Below are 18824 nucleotides of genomic sequence, written 5' to 3' on the forward strand. Positions count from 1 at the left end.
GGAGAAACATGCTCAATAGGAAGTCGATTATCGGCTCGCTGATGGTTCTGGCGATGGCCGGAACCGCAACGGCCCGCGCGGAAGAGATCTTGCGCTTTGCGACCTGGGACACGGATGAAAGCCTGGCGATCCAGCAGGAAATCGCCAAGAAGTTCGAGGAAAAGCACCCGGGCGTGAAGGTCCAGGTCGAGCCCTACGCAGATGGCTACGATCAGAAGCTGATCGCCGCCTTCGGCGCCGGCAACCCGCCCGATGTCATGTATATGTGGAACTTCCCGCAATACTACACGTCGCTGAAGCCGCTCGACGATCTGATCGCCAAGGATGCGGCCGAGATCAAGCCGGACGATTTCCCGCAAGGCCTGATGAACACGGTTCGTGTCGAGGGCAAGACCTACGGCATGCCCTCGGGCTTCACCACGCAGGTGGTGTTCTACAACAAGGACATGTTCGCCAAGGCCGGCGTCGAGGAGCCGAAGGACGGCTGGACCTGGGACGACCTGCGCGCCAAGGCCGCCAAGTTCCGTGACGAGCCGAACAAGGTTTACGGCTTTGCCGTCGACGCCAAGCCGGATCCGTACGACTTCGAACAGTTCCTCTGGTCGAACGGCACCAAATACATCTCCGACGACGGCAAGAAGATCGACGGCTACATGAACAGCGATGCGGCAGCGCAGGTGCTCGACATGTTCGGCGACATGGCCAAGAAGCAGGAAGCGATCACGCTCAACCTCGGCGACGACACGTCGGGCAGCACGCTCTTCAAGGGCGGCAAGATCGCCATGTTCCAGAGCGCGATGTGGTCGAAGTCCGGCATCGACGCCTCCGGCATCAAATACGGCGTGGCGCCGCTGCCGAAGTTCGGTGACAAGACCGCCCATTCCGCACTCGGCGTCTCGGCCATCTCGATCGCCAAGGATGCGGCCCATCCGGACCTCGCCTGGGAGTTCGTCAAGTTCTTCTCCTCGCCTGAAGCCGTCGCCATGCGCAAGAACGACCTGCCGGTGCGCACGAGCGTCGCGGAAGAAAAGGGCATGACCAAGGACCCGATCTACAAGCCGTTCTTCGACATTCTTGCGACCTCCAACACCGAGACCCACGCGTTCCTGAAGAACGCCAACTGGGGCAAGGTCCAGGACAATCTCGCCCGGGCCATCGAGGCGACGATGATCGACCAGGGCAATGCCAAGCAGCATCTCGACGAGGCGGTCGCCCGCTCGAAGCGGCTGATCAAGTAAGAAAAGGGAGCCCGGGGAGATGGACATGACCTACGCAACAGCCGCAGTGCCGGCCGCGGCCAAGCGCAAGCGCTCGGCTTTCGCCCGCCACATCGCGGCCTATCTGTTCATCTCTCCGTGGATCCTGGGCTTCCTGTTCTTCACGCTCGGCCCGCTCATCTTCTCGCTGACAATGAGCTTCTACGACTGGCCGGTCGTCGGGGAACGCACGTTCGTCGGGCTCGAGAACTATCGTTCGATGCTGTTCGAGGATCCGCAATTCTGGGAGAGCCTCTGGATCACGGTCAAGTTCGCGGCGATCTACGTGCCGTTCAACATCGTCATGTCGTTCCTTCTGGCGCTGATGCTGCACAACATCACCTTTGCCAGCGGCTTCTTCCGCACTGCCTTCTACCTGCCGAGCGTCATTTCCGGCGTTGCCCTGGTGACGATCTGGAGCTGGATCTACAGTCGGGAATACGGGCTTTTGAACTTCATGCTGTCCTTCGTCGGCATCGACGGGCCGAACTGGCTCGGCGATCCGAACCTCGCGATCGTCGCGATCATCATCGCCAGCCTCTGGGGGCTTGGCGGCACCATGCTGATCCTGCTCACAGGGCTCAAGGCGATCCCGAAGGAACTCTATGAAGCAGCGACCGTTTCGGGCGTTCCCGGCTGGGCGCAGATGCTGTTCATCACCCTGCCGATGCTTGGGCCGATGCTGCTTTTCACCTTCATCACCTCGATCATCTCCGCTTTCCAGCAACTGACGATCGCGCTGCTCCTGACCAAGGGCGGCCCGCTCGGCTCCACCTATTTCTTCGCCATGTACATCTACGACAACGCCTTCAAGTATTTCGACATGGGTTATGCCGCCGCCGGCTCCTGGGTGATGTTCATCATCGTGTTGCTGCTCAGCCTCGGCGTCATGCGCTGGTCGGCCGCCTGGGTCTATTACGAAGGCGAAGTCCGCGAGAACGATGGAGAACGCAATGCGTAAGACGCTGCTCTATTCCGCGCTGATCCTGCTGTCGGCGCTGTTCATCGCGCCGTTCTACTGGACCTTCATGACAGCGATCAAAAGCTCGGCCGAGCTCTACCAGTTCCCGCCGGTCTTCTGGCCCTCCGAATGGCACTGGGAGAATTTCGCCGCCGCCTGGAACAAGCAGCCCTTCGGCACCTATCTCACCAACTCGGTGATCGTGGTGGTGCTGTCGACGATCGGCCAGTTGATCTCCTCGTCGCTGGTTGCCTATGGCTTTGCCCGTTTCCGCTTCCCCGGCCGCGACCCGCTGTTCATCCTGTTGCTCGCCACCATGATGATCCCGTGGGACGTGAAGATGATCCCGCTCTACATGGAGTTCAACCTGCTCGGCTGGATCAACACGCTGAAGCCTTTGATCGTTCCCGCCTATTTCGCCGATGCCTTCTTCGTGTTCCTGCTTCGCCAGTACATCATGACCGTGCCTGTCGAAATCGACGAGGCCGCCCGCATGGACGGCGCCAACGCCTTCGACATCTACTGGCGCATCCATCTGCCGCTGATGATGCCGGCACTGGTGCTGGTCGGCACGTTCCACTTCATGAACGCCTGGAACGACTATCTCGGCCCGTTGATCTTCCTCAACGACCAGTCGAAATACACCCTCACGCTCGGCCTTTCGATGTTCAAGGGCCTGCACGAAGTGGACGTGACGTCAATCGCCGCGATCACCGTCATCCTCTGCCTGCCGCCGCTGGGCCTCTTCTTCGTCGCTCAGCGCTACATCATGGATGGCGCGGTCGGCTCGTCGGTGAAGGGATAAGGGCATGCTGTTCGATATCGACTTTGTCCCCTTCAGCCGCAGGGGCCGGTTCCTGACGCTCTCGATGATGCGTGTCCCGGGCCGCGATGGCGAGCGGGCGCTTTATCTTCGCCACGTCGCCGGCGGCGACGAACGGCCGTCGCTCGGCCGCCTCTGCCGCGTCGAGTTTCTCGACGCTGAGGGCAACACTGCGACGCCCGTGCTCGTGCTGTCGCCAGAAAGGCTCGATGCCCGCATCGGCGAGGGCGAAGTCAGCTTCGTCATCGGCGAGGGTGAGCGGCTGCACGTTGCAGGCAAGCGGGCCGGCGTGCGCTTCCATCTCGAAGGGTCGCGCTACGACTATGTCTACCGCACGCCGCAAGGCGAGGATTGCCTGGTCGCCGCGGTCGAAAACGTCAAGTTCATTCCGCGCGCGATCGCAGGCGAACTCAAGGTCACCGGCGCCTGGCAGCGCGATCATTCCGAAGACGTGTCCTTCGCGTTTTCGGGGACCACTGCTTTCGAGGGCAATGTGGATTTCTTCCGCACCGTGCCGCCGGCTGATCGGCCCGGCCGGTTCGCCGAGGCGCTTTCGAACTCTGCGTCAGAATTCTCTGCCTGGCACGAACGCGTTCCCGGCGGTGTCGACGGCCAGGACGAGGCGCACCGGCTGGCGAGCTATCTGCTCTGGGCGAACGGCGTGCCCGCCGGCGGCGCGCTGACGCGGCCGGCGATCTACATGTCCAAGAACCACATGATCAACATCTGGAGCTGGGACAACGCCTTTTCCGCGCTTGGCGTGGCCGCCTTCGACCCGGATCTCGCCTTCGACCAGTTCGCAGCGATCTTCGACCATCAGGACGCCTCGGGCCTGCTGCCGGATTACATCAACGACCGCGACGTGCTCTTCGCCTTCACCAAGCCGCCTGTGCATGGCTGGGCGGTGTCGCTGATCGCCGCTGGCGATCCGAGCTTCCTGACGGCGGAGCGCAAGGCTTACCTGTGTGGCGCGATCGCCAAGCAGGTGGATTACTGGCTGACCTACGGCCGCAAGGATGCGGTGAGCCTGCCATCCTATTTCCACGGCAACGACAGTGGCTGGGACAATGCCACGTTCTTTGCCGAGGGCGGTCCGGTGATCTCGCCGGACCTGCCAGTCTTCCTGATCCTCGCCTGCGAGACGCTCGCCGATCTTCTCGAAGACGACGCGGACCGCCAGGCGATGTGGCGGCAGAAGGGTGCAGACCTGCAGGCGCTGCTGTTTGAACGTCTGTGGACCGGAGAGACCTTTGGCGCGCGGCTTGCCGCGGATCCGGAGCGGATACTGCCGGGCGAAAACCTCATCCAGTTCATGCCGCTGCTGCTCGGTACGCGCCTGACGTCCGAGATGCGCGAGAAACTTCTGGCGCGGCTGGTCGCCGGCGGCTTCATCACCGAATGGGGTCCGGCGACCGAAAGCCCGAAGAGTTCCTTCTACGAGGACGACGGTTACTGGCGCGGGCCGGTTTGGGCGCCGACGACGATGCTGCTGTGGGACGGTCTGCGCCGGCAAGGGGAGATTGAACTGGCCAACGAGGTCGCGGAAAAGTTCTGTTCACTTGCCAGCAAAAGCGGTATGGCCGAAAACTTCGACGCGCGCTCGGGGAGGGGCCTTCGCGATCGCGCATTCGCCTGGACATCCGCAGTCTATCTTGTGCTGGCAGCATCGCTCAGCGCTGAAAACCCGTGACGAGCAGAACCGCCATGCAGAGACCGACGATCAAGACCATCGCGCAGGAGACGGGGCTTTCCATTGCCACCGTGTCCAAGGCCCTGAAGCATTCGCCTCAGGTCCGCCCGGAGACGCGCGCGATCGTGATCGAGGCGGCGGAGCGCGTCGGCTATGAACTGAACATGCATGGCGTGCAGTTGCGTACCGGCAAGACCTACCAGGTCGCAGCCATCATGACGGCGCCAGGCCCGAAGCAGAATGAATGGGAAGGCGTCGAATACGCCCAGCTCTTGAGCGGCATTTCCTGGGCGCTCGAAGACAGTCCCTATCGCGTCTCGCTCTATGCCGTCCGGAATTTCGAGGAGAGCCAGGCGGTCATCAAGCAGATCGTGTCCTTGAAGAAGGCGGACGGCATCATCATCTCCGGCACGCGCGCCGACGATCCGCGCATCCGCACCATGCAGGCGGCGGATTTCCCGTTCGTCACTTACGGCACCAGCATTCACAATGCGCCGCATGCCTATGTCGATGCCGACAACGAACAGATGATCCGGGTGTCGATGGCGCGGCTGACCGAGCGCGGCCATCGCCGCATCGCGCTGCTCAATCCGCTGTCGGACCTGAGCTACGGCATCACCCGGCTCGAAGCCTACAAACATGCGCTTGAAGTCGCGGGGCTTCCCTACGACCCGGCGCTCGTCGCCCATGGCCGCCTGACGCCGGCCTTCGGCCGGGAAAACGTGCTGACGATGTCCGAGCTCAGCAATGCGCCGACCGCCTATATCTGCGCCAACGAAGCCTCGGCGCTCGGCGCGTTTTCCGGCTTCCACGAGCGTGGCCTGGTGCACGGGCGTGACGCCGTGATCAACGCCACCGACGATCTCAATGTCAGCCAGTATTTCGCGCCGCCGATCACCACCTATTACCTGCCGATCAGCGAGCCGAGCAGCCTGCTCGGTGCCTATATCCTCAGGCGCATGGAGGGCGAGCCGCCGGAGGCGCTGCAGACGCTGCTCATGCCGAACCTGATCGAGCGCTGCGACGACCGCCTGAACCCGAACCGTTGACGAACTTTGCGCCCGCGCCGGGCGCCCATTCATGCCTTTGAATATAAACGTTTATATTTGAGGCCGTACTGACAAAACCCGAGGCCGGACCCAACCGGCCATAAGACATGACGAAGGACCGGACCCGTGCACATGCCCCTGACGAGATCGAACCGCTTCAACGCCAAAGAGCAGCAGGCCGACATGCTGGAGCTTGGCGTCTGCTACTATCCGGAGCAGTGGCCGCGCGAAAAATGGGAAGAGGACGCCCGCCGCATGGTCGAGCTCGGCCTTGCCTGGGTGCGCATCGGCGAGTTTGCCTGGGCGAAGATCGAGCCCCGGTCGGGCGAATTCCACTGGGAGTGGCTGGACGACGCCATCGAGGTGCTCGGCAAGGCCGGTCTTAAGGTCATTCTGGGAACGCCGACAGCAGCACCGCCGAAGTGGCTGATCGATCGCTACCCGGATATCCTGCCGGTCGATGTCAAGGGCGTGGTGCGCAAGTTCGGCGCCCGCCGCCACTACTGCTTCTCCAGCCGCCGCTACCGCATCGAGGCGGCGCGCATCTCCGAGGCTATGGCCGAGCGCTATGGCAACAACGCCTTCGTCCATGCCTGGCAGACGGACAACGAGTACGGCGACCACGATACGATCTACAGCTATTCCGACGAGGCGCTGCGCGCTTTCCGCGAATGGCTCGAGGCCCGCTATGGCACGGTCGAGGAACTGAACCGTGCTTGGGGCACGGCCTTCTGGGCGATGAACTATCTGAGCTTCGCTGAGATTGAGCTTCCGAACAACCTCGTCGAAGAGCCGAGCCCGACCCATATCGTCGACTACATCCGCTTCTCCTCCGACCAGGTGAAGAGCTTCAACAAGGCGCAGGTCGACATCATCCGGAAGCACTCGCCGGGCCGCCCGGTGACGCACAACTTCATGTCGCAGAACACCGATTTCGACCATTACAAGGTCGGCGAGGACATCGATATCGCGTCATGGGACGTCTATCCGATGGGCGGGCTGCTCAACGGCCGGCTCTCGTCGGAAGACAAGGGCCGGTATCTGCGCGTCGGCGATCCGGACCAGCCGGCCTTCAATCATGACCTCTACCGCGCCGTCGGCAACGGCCGCGTCTGGGTGATGGAGCAGCAGCCGGGCCCGGTGAACTGGGCTTCGCACAACCAGTCGCCGGCCGACGGCATGGTCAGGCTCTGGACCTGGCTTGCTTACGCCCATGGTGTCGATATGGTCTCCTATTTCCGCTGGCGGCAGGTGCCGTTTGCGCAGGAGCAGTTCCATGCCGGCCTGCTGCTTCCAAACAGCGAGGCGGACCAGGGCTATCTCGAAGTCGCGCAGGTGGCCGAGGAGATGAAGCGGCTGCCAAAGGGCGAGCGCCGCGAGAAGGCAAAGGTCGCGATCCTGCTCGACTATACGTCCCGCTGGGCCACCCGGGCGCTACCGCAGGGCCGTACTTACCTGGCCTCGCAGATCGCGCTCGACTGGTATTCGACCATCGCTAGGCTCGGCGTCGATGTCGACATCATCGGCCAGCACGCGGATCTCGACGGTTACCAACTGGTGCTGGCGCCCGATCTCGTGATCCCGGATCAGGCCTTTGTCGATAAGCTTGCGGCATCGGGCGCCAAGGTGCTGTTCGGACCGCGCAGTGGCAGCAAGACCAAGGACATGCATATTCCCGAAGGCCTGCCGCCAGGTCCGCTCGCCGCGCTGATCGACCTCAGCGTCGCGCGCGTCGAATCGTTGCCGGAATTCCACACCGAGAGCGTGCTCTATGGCAACGAAACTTATTCGGCTGGTGTCTGGCGCGAGACGGTTCGCAGCAGCGAAACCGTGCTTGCGACCTTCGAGGGCGAGTATCGCAACGGCGCCCCTGCGCTCGTCGGCAACGACAAGGCGCGGTATCTGGCAACCGGCGCCCGCGGCGAATTGCTCGACAAGGTGATCGGCGACGCGCTCGGCTGGGCTTCGGTCGAAGCGCTGGCGGATCTCGGTGATCTGCGCATCACCCGCCGCGGCAAGCTCACCTTCGCTTTCAACTACGGCAAGACCGCCGTGGACGTGCCGGCGTCTTCCAACGCAACCTTCCATGTCGGCGGCCGCAAGCTCGGCCCGGTCGACGTCGCGATCTGGTCGGAGTGATCGGGAGGCGGGCTAAAGCGCCTGCCAACCCATCGGCTTGCCCCAAGAGCAAAGAGCCCGGCCTTTGAAAAGGTTGGGCTCTTTGCTTTTCAGACGGCAATTGTATCCGTGCTCAGACCCGTTCGAGCGCCACCGCGATGCCCTGGCCGACGCCGATGCACATGGTCGACAGCGAATATCGGCCGCCGGTCTCCTGCAGCTCTAGCGCCGCCGTGCCGGTGATGCGGGCGCCGGACATGCCGAGCGGGTGGCCGAGCGCGATCGCGCCGCCGTTGCGGTTGACGCGCGGATCGTCGTCGGCAATGCCGAGGTCGCGCAGTGTGGCGAGCCCTTGCGAGGCGAAGGCCTCGTTGAGTTCGATCACGTCGAACTGCGCCTGCGTGAGCCCGAGCCGCGCCATCAGCTTCTTCGAAGCGGGCGCAGGACCGAAGCCCATGATGCGCGGCGGTACGCCGGCGGTAGCACCTCCGAGAATGCGGGCAATTGGTCGCAAACCGTACTTCTTCGCTGCCGCCTCCGAGGCGATGATCAGTGCCGTCGCGCCGTCATTGACGCCGGAGGCATTGCCGGCCGTCACCGTGCCGCCTTCCTTTTTGAAGGGCGTGCCGAGTTTGGCGAGCGCTTCCATCGTGGTGGCACGCGGGTGCTCGTCGCGGTCAACGATCACGGGCCCGCCTTTGCGCTGCGGGATCGTGACGGCAACGATCTCCTTCGCCAGCCGGCCGTTGGCTTGCGCTGCGGCAGCCTTCGCCTGGCTGCGGACGGCGAAGGCATCCTGGTCCCCGCGGCTGACATGGAAATCCGCGGCGACGTTTTCGCCGGTCTCCGGCATCGAGTCGACGCCGTACTGCTTCTTCATGACAGGGTTGACGAAGCGCCAGCCGATGGTCGTGTCGTAGATTTCGGCATTGCGTGAGAACGCGGTATCGGCCTTCGGCATCACGAAGGGCGCACGCGACATGCTCTCGACCCCGCCGGCGATCATCAGCTCGGCTTCGCCTGACTTGATGGCACGCGCTGCCGCGATCACCGCGTCCATGCCGGAGCCGCAGAGCCGGTTGATCGTCGTGCCGGTGACGCCGACGGGCAGGCCGGCCAGAAGCAGCGACATGCGCGCAACGTTGCGATTGTCCTCTCCCGCCTGGTTGGCGCAGCCGAAGATCACGTCGTCGACGGCGTCCCAATCGACATCGGCATTCCGCTCCATCAGCGCGCGAAGTGGGACCGCGCCGAGATCATCGGCTCGGACGGAGGAAAGCGAGCCGCCGAAACGCCCGATCGGCGTACGGATATAGTCGCAGATGAAAGCCTCGGCCATCACGCAGCCTCCCTGTCGCCCTGGTGGGCCTTCTTGGTGCGGGCGTTGATGTCACGAAGGGTCTTGAGTTCCAGTTCCGTCGGTGCCGGCGTCTCGATCACTTCTTCGGCGAACTTGATGGCCCAGCCGCAATTCTCGACGATCTGCTCGCGCGTCACGCCGGGATGGATCGAGACGACGGTCAGTTCCTTCGTTTCCGGATCCGGTTCCAGAATGCAAAGATCGGTGATGACGCGCGTCGGTCCCTTGGTCTTCATGCCCAGCCGTTCGCGGTGGTCTCCGCCTTCGCCGTGGCCCATGGAGGTGATGAAGGGGAGCTTCTCGACGAAGCCGCGCTTGGAAAGCGCCATGGTGATGAAGATGCGGCCGCAGTTGGAGGCGATCTCCGGGGCACCGCCGCCGCCGGGCAGGCGAACCTTCGGGTGGTCATAGGGGCCGACGACCGTAGTGTTGAGGTTGGCGAACTTGTCGATCTGCGCGCCGCCGAGGAAGCCTGTGGTGATGCGCCCGCCCTGCAGCCAGTAGCGGAACATCTCCGGTACCGATACGGTGAAAAGCGCCGTGTCGCAAAGCTCGCCGTCGCCGATCGAAAGCGGCAGCACGTCCGGCTTGGTGCCGACCGTGCCGCTCTCGTAGATCAGCGTGATGTCAGGCGCATGCGTCAGCCGGGCGACGTTGCAGGCCGCAGACGGCGCGCCGATGCCGACAAAGCAGACGTCATCGTTGGAAAGCGCCCGGGAAGCGGCAATCGTCATCATTTCGGTGGGGGTAAAATCGCTCATCCTATCCTCCCTCAAGCCGCTTTTGCCGGCTTGTTGCCGGCGTGCTTGGCGAAGTCTTCCGGCCTAGCGCCGAGCACGTTTTCCTTGATCCAGGCGGTGAAGCTGTCGCGGTCGCGGGCGATCTCGTCCCAGCCGATATAGAAGGCGTTGGAGCGCGGGTAGTAGCCGTGCGCATAGGACGGGAAGGCGCCGCCCGGAACATGGGCAACCGATGTGACAGCCCAGTTCGGCAGCACGAGGGAATTGGGCGACGGCGGGTTGAGCTCGTCGACGATCTCCTCCACCGTGACAATCGAGCGCTTGGCGGCAAGAACCGCCTCTTTCTGCACGCCGACGATGCCTTCGATCAGCACATTGCCCTTCCTGTCGGCCCGTTGCGCATGGATGATCGTGACATCGGGGCGGATGGCCGGCACGGCGGCCAGCACCTCGCCGGTGAACGGGCAGGTGACTGACTTGATGTTCGGGTTCACCTTCGGCAGGTCGGCGCCGATGTAGCCGCGCAGTGTCGCAAACGGCAGGTTGGCAGCGCCCGCCTCATAGGCGTTGGCCATGGCGGCGTGGGAATGTTCCTCGATCTCGAGCGGTCGCGGCCACTGGTTTTCGACCGCGTCGCGGAAGCGATGCAGCGAGCCGACGCCGGGATTGCCGCCCCAGGAAAACTTCATGCCGCGCGCCGCACCCACGCCGATCAGCTGGTCGTAGAGAATGTCGGGCGTCATGCGCACCAGATAAAGGTCCTTGCGGCCCTGGCGGATCACCTCATGGCCCGCGGCATAGGGGATCAGATGGGTGAAGCCTTCCATGGCGATGGTGTCGCCATCCCTGACATTGTCGCCGACGGCCTCGGCGAGCGAAACGATCTTCGCCATGTTTCCTCTCTTCATCTCAGTGATCTCTTGGCCTTCGTCGCCCGGTGGGCGGCAGGCGCCTTCCTCTTCCGGATGGCAATAAGCGCCGATCGAAAGGCTCGGTCAAATATTTTGTGCGATATTTGACTTTTGTTCGTATATCGCACAAAATTGAACGGCATGATTGGGGAGGCAGGGATGCGGGAAACGGACTTCGTCAGCGGCTTTGCGCGCGGGCTGGCAGTGATCGAGGCCTTCGATGAAACGCGGCCGAAACTGTCGATCGCCGAGGCATCGAAGATCACCGGGCTCGACCGGGCGACGGTGCGCCGGTCGCTGCTGACACTCTCCGAGCTTGGCTATGCCGACTATGACGGCAAGTTCTTCGCATTGACGCCGAAGATCCTGCGCCTCGGCCATGCCTATCTCTCGGCAACCCCGCTGCCGACGATCATCCAACCCTATCTCGATCAGCTCTCCGACCGCGCCGGCCAGAGTGCCTCGGCCTCGGTCCTGGACGGGACCGAGATCGTCTACATCGCCCGCGCCTCGCAGAAGCGGGTGATGTCGATCAACCTGACGACCGGTTCGCGCCTGCCGGCCTATTGCGCCTCCATGGGGCGGGTGTGGCTCGCAGCACTTCCGGAGAACGAGGCGCGCGAGATCCTTTCGCGCTCGAACCTCAAGGCGAACACGCCCTATACGAAAACGGATACGGAGGACCTCGTCGCCGAATTCCGCCGCGTGCGCGACCAGGGCTATGCGCTGATCAACCAGGAACTGGAACTCGGCCTTTGTTCCATCGCGGTGCCGCTCGAAAACGATCGTGGCCGGATCGTTGCAGCACTCAACATCGGCGCACCGGCAGCGCATGTGGCCGCGGCCGAGATGGTGGAGCGCTACCTTCCGCTGTTGAGGGAGACGCAGGCCGCCTTGCGTTTAGTGCTAAGGTAGCAGCTTCCAGCGTCGGCGCTTGATGTCTTGCGCGCGCGGTGTGGGTGCGAAAACGGTAGGAACCGCGCCAGCGCCGCAAGGGGCTGGCGCGCCTTGCCGCCGCCGGCTCCGATGGTCGAAGCGGCCAGCGACGGACCTCGGAGATCTCGGCGCGCGCGCCCTTGGCCGGCAACATGTCTCGCGGCCAGGCAGGTCCCCTACGTTTCATGCCGTGGATGGTTTGGTGGTGCTCGTCCCATTGGCAAGAACCGGTCTGGGAAGCTGAAACGCGCGAAACCGACCCAAAAATGTTTCCGTGAGGCAATGCAGTTTAGGCTTGCATTTGTTTTCCCCTCAAATTCAAGTGGTCGCGCGGGTGGATGTCGACGGCGAAGAACGCCGACACTGGACGATGGAGGGGGCCATCGCACCGCGAGAACCGGATATTTTGTCGAATTTTGCCCACGGCCGCCTCTCGGTCACGTCTGGCTTTACTGCCACTGTTACGACCCGATTGCCGGGAAACCCGAAATTTTACTGAGCGATTCCTTTTCGCCTTTACCTATCGAGCGTCATGAATGAGCAATTGCACCCGTCCGATCATTCGATAGGCCTACCGCCCTACGAACTGATCGCGACGAACGAGCCGCCTTGCCCTGCCGTGGGGCAACCCACGCACGACTGGGCCTATCTGGCTGCCACCCACCTCATCGGTTCGCCGGCCAAAACGGCGATCGCCGCGATCCTGGAGGAAACCGGCAAGCTTGCCGGCGCCGACCGGGCGTGGATGTTCGAATACAGCGACGATCTTCTGCGTTTCCGCAACACCGACGAATGGGTGCGAGGCGGCGTGTCGTCGCATGTCGATGACCTGCAGCAGTCGCCGGTGACGATGATCGGCTGGCTGCATCAGTGGCTGGTGGCCGGCAAGGCAGTCATGATCAACGATGTCGCAAGGCTACCGCGTCCGGCGCGGGCGCTTCAGGCGGAAATGCTTCGCCAGAACGACAAGAGCGTTCTCTGCGTCCCGGTCTTTCACGAGGGCAGGTTGCGTGGCTGTATTGGTTTCGATGCAACGAGGGCGTTGCGTCGGTGGCCGATCGAAGAAATCCACCAGCTCGTCCGCTGTGCAAAGCTGATCGGGATCGCACGCTATGGGCGCACGCGGACGGATGGCGGCCGGGACGATGCGGGTGCCATCCCGTCCGCCGAGACCGACCCGGTCGTCCACCTGCATATGCCGGGACGCACCCGCGGCGTGCCGCTGTCTGCGATCGTCGGGCTTCGCTCCGCCAAGGACTACACCCAGATCTGGCTGAAGGACGAAGCCGCGGTCCTGGATCTTCGTCCGCTTTCATTCTGGATCGGCCTGCTGCCCAAGGCGAACTTCCTGCGCATCCATCGGACGGCGGTGATCAACCTGGCGCATGTGACCGAGCTCGACCGTCATTCCGGTCCGACGAAACAGGCATGGGCCGTGCGTCTGCGCAGGGCAGGCGAAACCTGGACCGTATCCCGCCCTTACAGGCAGGAATTGCGCAGTCGTCTCGGCATCTGAGATTTTCCACAGTGGCTGATATCGCGGTTTGTCGTTTCGTCGAACCCGTAGGTTGCTTCGTCGATAAGGCGTTGTCGCTGTAGAGTTGTCGTGTCAGCCAGCACCCTGGAGAATTTTAGGGTGCGGGGCGGAGGGCAAGCCTTTGAAAAAAATCAATTGTCAGAATCAGGGCTTGGGAAGCGGGCATGAGAGCGAAGAGCGCAACGACCGGCGGTCGCCGTCGCGTCGGTCTGCAGCCGGCCGCCAGCGTTCGCTGATGAGCAGCACCGCTCTGTGGTTGTTCACAGCCTCCGGTATTGCTCTCGGTATGGTCGCGGCCGCGCCGCTGGCGCATGCAGGAGGCAAGGGCGGCACCGGTGGCAGTTCGGGCGGCGCAGGCGGCAGTGTCGACGGAAATCTGCAGGGAACGCCCGGCAGCGATGCGACTGCTTCCGGAAATGGCGGCGGTGGCGGCGGGCCGGGTGCGGCCGGTGGCGCGGGCAGCCAGGTCGGTGCCGGGGTTGGCGGCACGGGCGGTGCCGGTGGTACCGCCGGCAGCCCGAACGGAGCAATGGGTGGAAACGGCATCGGCAATGGCGGCGATTTCGGCGGCGGCGCGGGTGGCGGCGGCGGTGCGCATGGCAGCGTCGGCAATGTCGCTGGCCGCGGTGGCGAGGGCGGCGGGTCTCCGAACGGGGACGGCGGTGGTGGCGGCGCCGGCGGGTATGGCCGTATTGTTGCCGCCGGTGGAACGGATAGCATAACGGGACCGGCCATATCAGGCGGGCGGGGCGGACACGGCGGTGCCGGCGGGGCAGCGTCAGGGGCCATCGGTATTGGTGGCAGTGGCGGTGACGGCGGCGACGGCGCGGCACTTGTCAGCGGCGGCACATTGACGGTGAACACAAACGTCACGGGCGGCAACGGCGGCAACGCCGGCGCCGGCGGTTATATGCTTGAAAAGTTCAATGGCGATGGCGGTCACGGCATCAGCGCCTTGGATGGTGGCACTGTGATCGTCAACGGTAGCGTGACGGGTGGTGTTGCTGGAACCGGTGGAACCGGCGGCGCCCACGGTGCCGGCGTTTTCGGTCGAAACCTGGACGTGACCCTGGGCGCATCAGGCGCGATCATCGGCGGAAACGGCGGGACCGCAAATGCGCTGACGCTCGACGGTGGCGCAAACACGCTTCGATTTTCTACGGCGACCCCAAGCCTCTCCGGCAACATCGCGATCAACAACTCCGGAAGTCTGACGCTCGATCAGACCGGCACCAGCCGCATCAACAACGTGATCACCGGCAACGGCTCGCTGATCAAGTCCGGCAGCGGCACGCTGACGCTGACGGGCATGAACACCTACACCGGTGCGACGAGCATCGCGGCTGGCGGCACGCTGGTGCTGTCCGGCCAGGGCCGTATCAACGCCTCCAGCGGCTTGACGGCCGACGGCATCTTCGACGTTTCCGCGGCAGCCTCCGCACAGGTGAAGTCGCTGGCCGGCAGCGGGCAGGTGGTGCTTGGAACTCAATATCTGATGATCCACAACGCCACCGGCACATTCTCGGGGGTTGCAACCGGCACCGGCGGCATCAACGTCATGGCTGGCACGCAGGTTCTAACCGGCGCCAACACCTTTACGGGCAGCGCGGGTACCAATGTCGGCGCGACGCTGCAGATCGGCGACGGCGGCACGGGTGGCTCGCTCGTCTCCAACATCAACAATGGCGGCGCGCTGATCTTCAACCGGTCCGACAATGTGACCTATGGCGGCGAGATCACCGGCAACGGCACATTCTCGCAGATCGGCAGCGGCACGCTGACACTGACGTACAACAACAGCACGCGCGCGCCGGTTACGATCGGTTCGGGCAGCACGTTGCAGCTCGGCAACGGCGGCACGACCGGCTGGATCGGCGGCACCAACAATTTTGTCGGCTCGATCACCAACAACGGGGCGCTGATCTACAACCGGTCGAACAATGTCAGCTACACCGGCAAGATCACCGGCTCGGGTACGCTCTCGCAGGCCGGCACGGGCAGGCTGACCCTGACGGGCGACAGCTCGTTGTTCTCCGGTGCAACGTCGGTGACGTCCGGCACGACCTATGTCAACGGCCAGCTTGGCGGCAACGTCAATGTCGGCTCCGGCGGCACACTCGGCGGGTCGGGCAGGATCGGCGGCAACGTCGTCGTCGACGGTACGCTGTCGGCTGGCAACAGCCCGGGTACGATAACGGTTGGCGGCAACCTGACGCTCAACGGTGGCTCCTCATCGGTCTTCGAGCTGAATACGCCCGGCCTCGTCGGCAGTGCGGCCGGCAACGATCTGGTGAAGGTCGGCGGCAACCTGACGCTCGGCGGCGCGCTGAACGCCCAGGTAGCGTCGGCCGGCTACTACCGGCTGTTCGAGTATGACGGCGCGCTGTCGGGCAGCTTTGCGACGACGGCCGCGACATCGACGGCTCCTGGCTTCACTGTTGCCAGCCATCAGGTCCAGACGGGGATTGCTAGCCAAGTCAATCTGTCGGTGCTCGGCGCCGGCCAGACGATGCACTTCTGGGACGGCGCGGACACAACGGGCAACGGCACCGTCAACGGCGGCACCGGCACCTGGACATCGGGTGGCACCAACTGGACCGGTGCACCGGGGCGCGCCAACATCAACGGCAGCTTCGGCGGATCGGTCGGCGTTTTTGCCGGCGCCACCGGCGGCACCGTCAATGTCGTCGGCACGCAGGGCTTCGACACGCTGCAGTTTTCCGCGACGAACGACGGTAGCGGCTACACCATCAATGGCGGCGTGCTGAGCTTCAATCCTGCAAGCGGCACGGCGGCGACGATCAATGTCGGCAACGGTGTTGCCACTACGATCGGCTCGGTGCTGCGGGATGGCGGAACCGGAACCGGGCTCAACAAGGTCGGCAACGGCACGCTGACGTTGACGGGCATGAACACCTATACCGGCGCGACGTCGATCGCCGCGGGCGGCACGCTCGCGCTTTCGGGCCAGGGCCGGATCAACGCTTCGAGCGGCCTGACGGCCAACGGCACCTTCGACGTTTCGGCGGCGGCCTCGGCGCAGGTCAAGTCGCTTGCCGGCAGCGGTGAGGTGGTGCTCGGCAGCAAGACGCTCATCATCAACAACGCCACGGGCACGTTCTCGGGCGCGATCACCGGCGCAGGCGGCATCTCGGTCGGTGCCGGCACGCAGGTGCTGAGCGGTGCCAACACCTTTACTGGCGGCGCCGGCATCTCATCCGGCGCGACGCTGCAGGTCGGCGATGGCGGTGCGGGCGGTTCGCTCGCATCCAGTGTCACCAACTATGGCGCGCTCGTCTTCGACAGTTCGGCCAATTCGACCTATGCCGGCTCGATCAGTGGTCCTGGCTCGTTCTCGCAGATCGGCACGGGCACGCTGACGCTGACGGCCAACAACAGCACGTCCGGTGCGGTGACGGTGGGTACCGGCAGCACGTTGCAACTCGGCAACGGCGGCACGACCGGCTGGATCGGCGGCAGCGGCAAATTCGTTGGTTCGATCACCAACGACGGCGCGCTGATCTACAATCGTTCGAATGACGTGACCTATGCCGGTGCGGTCTCGGGCAGCGGCACGCTGACCCAGGCGGGCACGGGCAAGCTGACCTTGACGGGTATCAATACCTTTACCGGTGCGACCAACATTGCGTCGGGCGACCTGATCGTCAACGGCTCTCTGGCGCATTCCAGCTTGACCACCATCCAGCGCGGGGCGCGTCTCGGCGGAACCGGCACGCTTGGCAACACGACCGTCCAGGCTGGCGGCGTCCATGCTCCGGGCAATTCGATCGGCACGCAGACGATCGCCGGGAATTACACCAACAACGGCGTGCTGCAAATTGAGGGCACGCCCACGGCCACCGACAAGCTGGTCGTATCGGGCAACGTCGATATCTCCGGCGCGACCCTTGATCTCCTCCTCTCCCCCAACACGGCGGCGAGCTGGAACCCGGTCAACGGCCCGTTCATCCTGATCGACAAGACGAGTTCCGGGGCGATCACCGGCACGTTTGCGTCGATCGTCGACAACCTGGTGTTCCTCGACCCGACCGTCGATTACAGCGGCGGCGACGGCAACGACCTGTCGCTCCAGCTGACCCGCAACGATCTCAGCTTTGCCAGCGTCGCCCAGACTCGCAACCAGATCGCCACCAGTGGTGGGATCGACCGTCTCGGCATGGGCAATCCCATCTTCAACGCGGTCGCCTTTGCCGCAACGCCAGAAGCGGCGCGCACGGCCTTCGATCTGCTTTCGGGCGAAGTGCACAGCTCGTTCCAGTCGATCCTGATCGAGGACAGCCGGTTCCTGCGCGATGCCGCGAACGATCGCCTGCGCAGCGTGCTCGGCACGGTGGCGGCGAAGCAATCGAGCGAGATCACCGGCGCGATCGACAGCGGTGAACTTGCGCTCTGGAGCCAGGGCTTCGGTTCCTGGGGACGGATCGACGGTGACGGCAATGCCGCCAAGGCGGATCGCTCCATCGGCGGCTTTTTCGTCGGTGCCGATACGCAGGTTGACGAATGGACCGTCGGCGCGCTTGCCGGTTACTCGCGGTCCTCGATGGACATCGACGCGCGGTTCTCGTCGGCAACCTCCGACAACTATCATCTCGGGATCTATGCTGGCGGACGTTGGGGCGATGCGTCGCTGAGGACCGGCGCCGCCTATAGCTGGCACGATATCGAGACAAGCCGCACCGTTTCGTTCCCGGGCTTCACGGACAGCCTTTCTGCCGACTACAGCGCCGGGACAGGCCAGGTCTTTGGCGAGTTCGCCTATGCCTTCCAGGCCGGGTCGGTCGATCTGGAGCCGTTTGCCAACCTGGCCTATGTGCATCTCAACCGCGACGGCTTTGTCGAGCGGGGTGGCGCTGCCGCTCTCATCGGCAAGGACGCTTCGCAGGACACGACGTTCACGACCCTTGGCCTGCGCGCAGCGTCGAGCTTCGACCTTGGCGGCGTGCTGGCGACGGCCCGCGGCACCATCGGCTGGAGACATGCCTTCGGTGACACCTTGCCGCTGTCGTCGAACGGCTTCTCGACGGCGAGCACGTTTGCCATCGCCGGTGTCCCGATCGCCGAGAATTCTGCGGTGATCGAAGCCGGCCTTGATTTCGCCGTCGCGCCCGAGGCGACCCTCGGCTTGACCTACACAGGCCAATTCGGCGGCGGCGTCAGCGACCAGAGCGTCAAGGCAAATCTGAGCGTCAAGTTCTGATTGAACGCAGTCGCGCCAAACGGCCGCCTGTCCGGGTCATGGGTGACCTTGGCAGGCGGCCGTTTGGCGTTTCAAGGCTGGTTTTGACGTGCGCATGGATGTGGCATGCCGGAGGCCAGTGCGTCCAAGCTTCGCCCGCTCCCGCCACGACGGAGGTGGCCGAGCGCTATCCGCCGCTGCTGAAGGACACACAAAGGGGCGGCACGCATGGGGCCGAGCCAACGA

General features: G+C 64.0%; 12 protein-coding genes. 9 read left to right on the forward strand and 3 right to left on the reverse strand.

Annotated features, from left to right (window positions below):
- The first annotated feature begins 8 nt into the window (after positions 1-8).
- The 6 genes from IB267_RS25965 (at position 9) to IB267_RS25990 (ending at position 7918) form a co-directional block, all read left to right on the forward strand.
- Entirely contained in the window at positions 9-1238 is a 1230-nt protein-coding gene (locus IB267_RS25965; RefSeq protein ID WP_192450389.1) for a sugar ABC transporter substrate-binding protein, read from the forward strand.
- A 25-nt stretch (positions 1239-1263) separates the two neighbouring features.
- Positions 1264-2217 carry a carbohydrate ABC transporter permease gene (locus IB267_RS25970; protein ID WP_246810843.1) on the forward strand — a complete coding sequence of 318 codons (954 nt, stop codon included), beginning with the start codon at positions 1264-1266 and terminating at the stop codon, positions 2215-2217.
- Positions 2210-3022 (forward strand): carbohydrate ABC transporter permease, encoded by an 813-nt coding sequence (locus tag IB267_RS25975; protein ID WP_192450391.1) that lies wholly within the window; start codon positions 2210-2212, stop codon positions 3020-3022. The genes IB267_RS25970 and IB267_RS25975 overlap by 8 nt, the downstream gene beginning before the upstream one ends.
- A gap of 4 nt (positions 3023-3026) precedes the next feature.
- Positions 3027-4730, forward strand: coding sequence for an amylo-alpha-1,6-glucosidase (locus IB267_RS25980; RefSeq protein WP_192450393.1), 1704 nt, complete (start codon positions 3027-3029; stop codon positions 4728-4730).
- 14 nt (positions 4731-4744) lie between these two features.
- Positions 4745-5779, forward strand: coding sequence for a LacI family DNA-binding transcriptional regulator (locus IB267_RS25985; protein WP_192450395.1), 1035 nt, complete (start codon positions 4745-4747; stop codon positions 5777-5779).
- A gap of 126 nt (positions 5780-5905) precedes the next feature.
- Complete coding sequence (locus IB267_RS25990) at positions 5906-7918, forward strand: beta-galactosidase (protein ID WP_192450397.1); 2013 nt, start codon at positions 5906-5908, stop codon at positions 7916-7918.
- Positions 7919-8030: 112 nt separating this feature from the next.
- Here IB267_RS25990 and pcaF read toward each other — a convergent pair whose 3' ends face one another.
- From pcaF to IB267_RS26005, 3 genes are read right to left on the reverse strand one after another with little or no spacing between them, the layout of a single operon-like run.
- Positions 8031-9236 carry a 3-oxoadipyl-CoA thiolase gene (pcaF, locus tag IB267_RS25995; protein ID WP_192450399.1) on the reverse strand — a complete coding sequence of 402 codons (1206 nt, stop codon included), beginning with the start codon at positions 9234-9236 and terminating at the stop codon, positions 8031-8033.
- On the reverse strand, positions 9236-10018 hold the full coding sequence (locus tag IB267_RS26000) for a CoA-transferase subunit beta (RefSeq protein WP_192450401.1): 783 nt from the start codon (positions 10016-10018) through the stop codon (positions 9236-9238). Before IB267_RS26000 ends, pcaF begins: the two co-directional genes overlap by 1 nt.
- A gap of 11 nt (positions 10019-10029) precedes the next feature.
- Complete coding sequence (locus tag IB267_RS26005; protein ID WP_192450403.1) at positions 10030-10890, reverse strand: CoA transferase subunit A; 861 nt, start codon at positions 10888-10890, stop codon at positions 10030-10032.
- Positions 10891-11067: 177 nt separating this feature from the next.
- Between IB267_RS26005 and IB267_RS26010 the strand changes: the two genes are divergently transcribed.
- From IB267_RS26010 to IB267_RS26020, 3 genes are all read left to right on the forward strand, one after another.
- Positions 11068-11823: an IclR family transcriptional regulator gene (locus tag IB267_RS26010; RefSeq protein ID WP_192450405.1), complete on the forward strand. Its 756-nt coding sequence runs from the start codon at positions 11068-11070 to the stop codon at positions 11821-11823.
- A gap of 553 nt (positions 11824-12376) precedes the next feature.
- On the forward strand, positions 12377-13360 hold the full coding sequence (locus tag IB267_RS26015; RefSeq protein ID WP_192450406.1) for a GAF domain-containing DNA-binding protein: 984 nt from the start codon (positions 12377-12379) through the stop codon (positions 13358-13360).
- A gap of 256 nt (positions 13361-13616) precedes the next feature.
- Positions 13617-18599 (forward strand): autotransporter domain-containing protein, encoded by a 4983-nt coding sequence (locus tag IB267_RS26020; RefSeq protein ID WP_192450408.1) that lies wholly within the window; start codon positions 13617-13619, stop codon positions 18597-18599.
- The last annotated feature ends 225 nt before the right edge of the window (positions 18600-18824 follow it).

It is taken from the genome of Ensifer sp. ENS09, from assembly GCF_014852425.1.
GTDB lineage: Bacteria > Pseudomonadota > Alphaproteobacteria > Rhizobiales > Rhizobiaceae > Ensifer.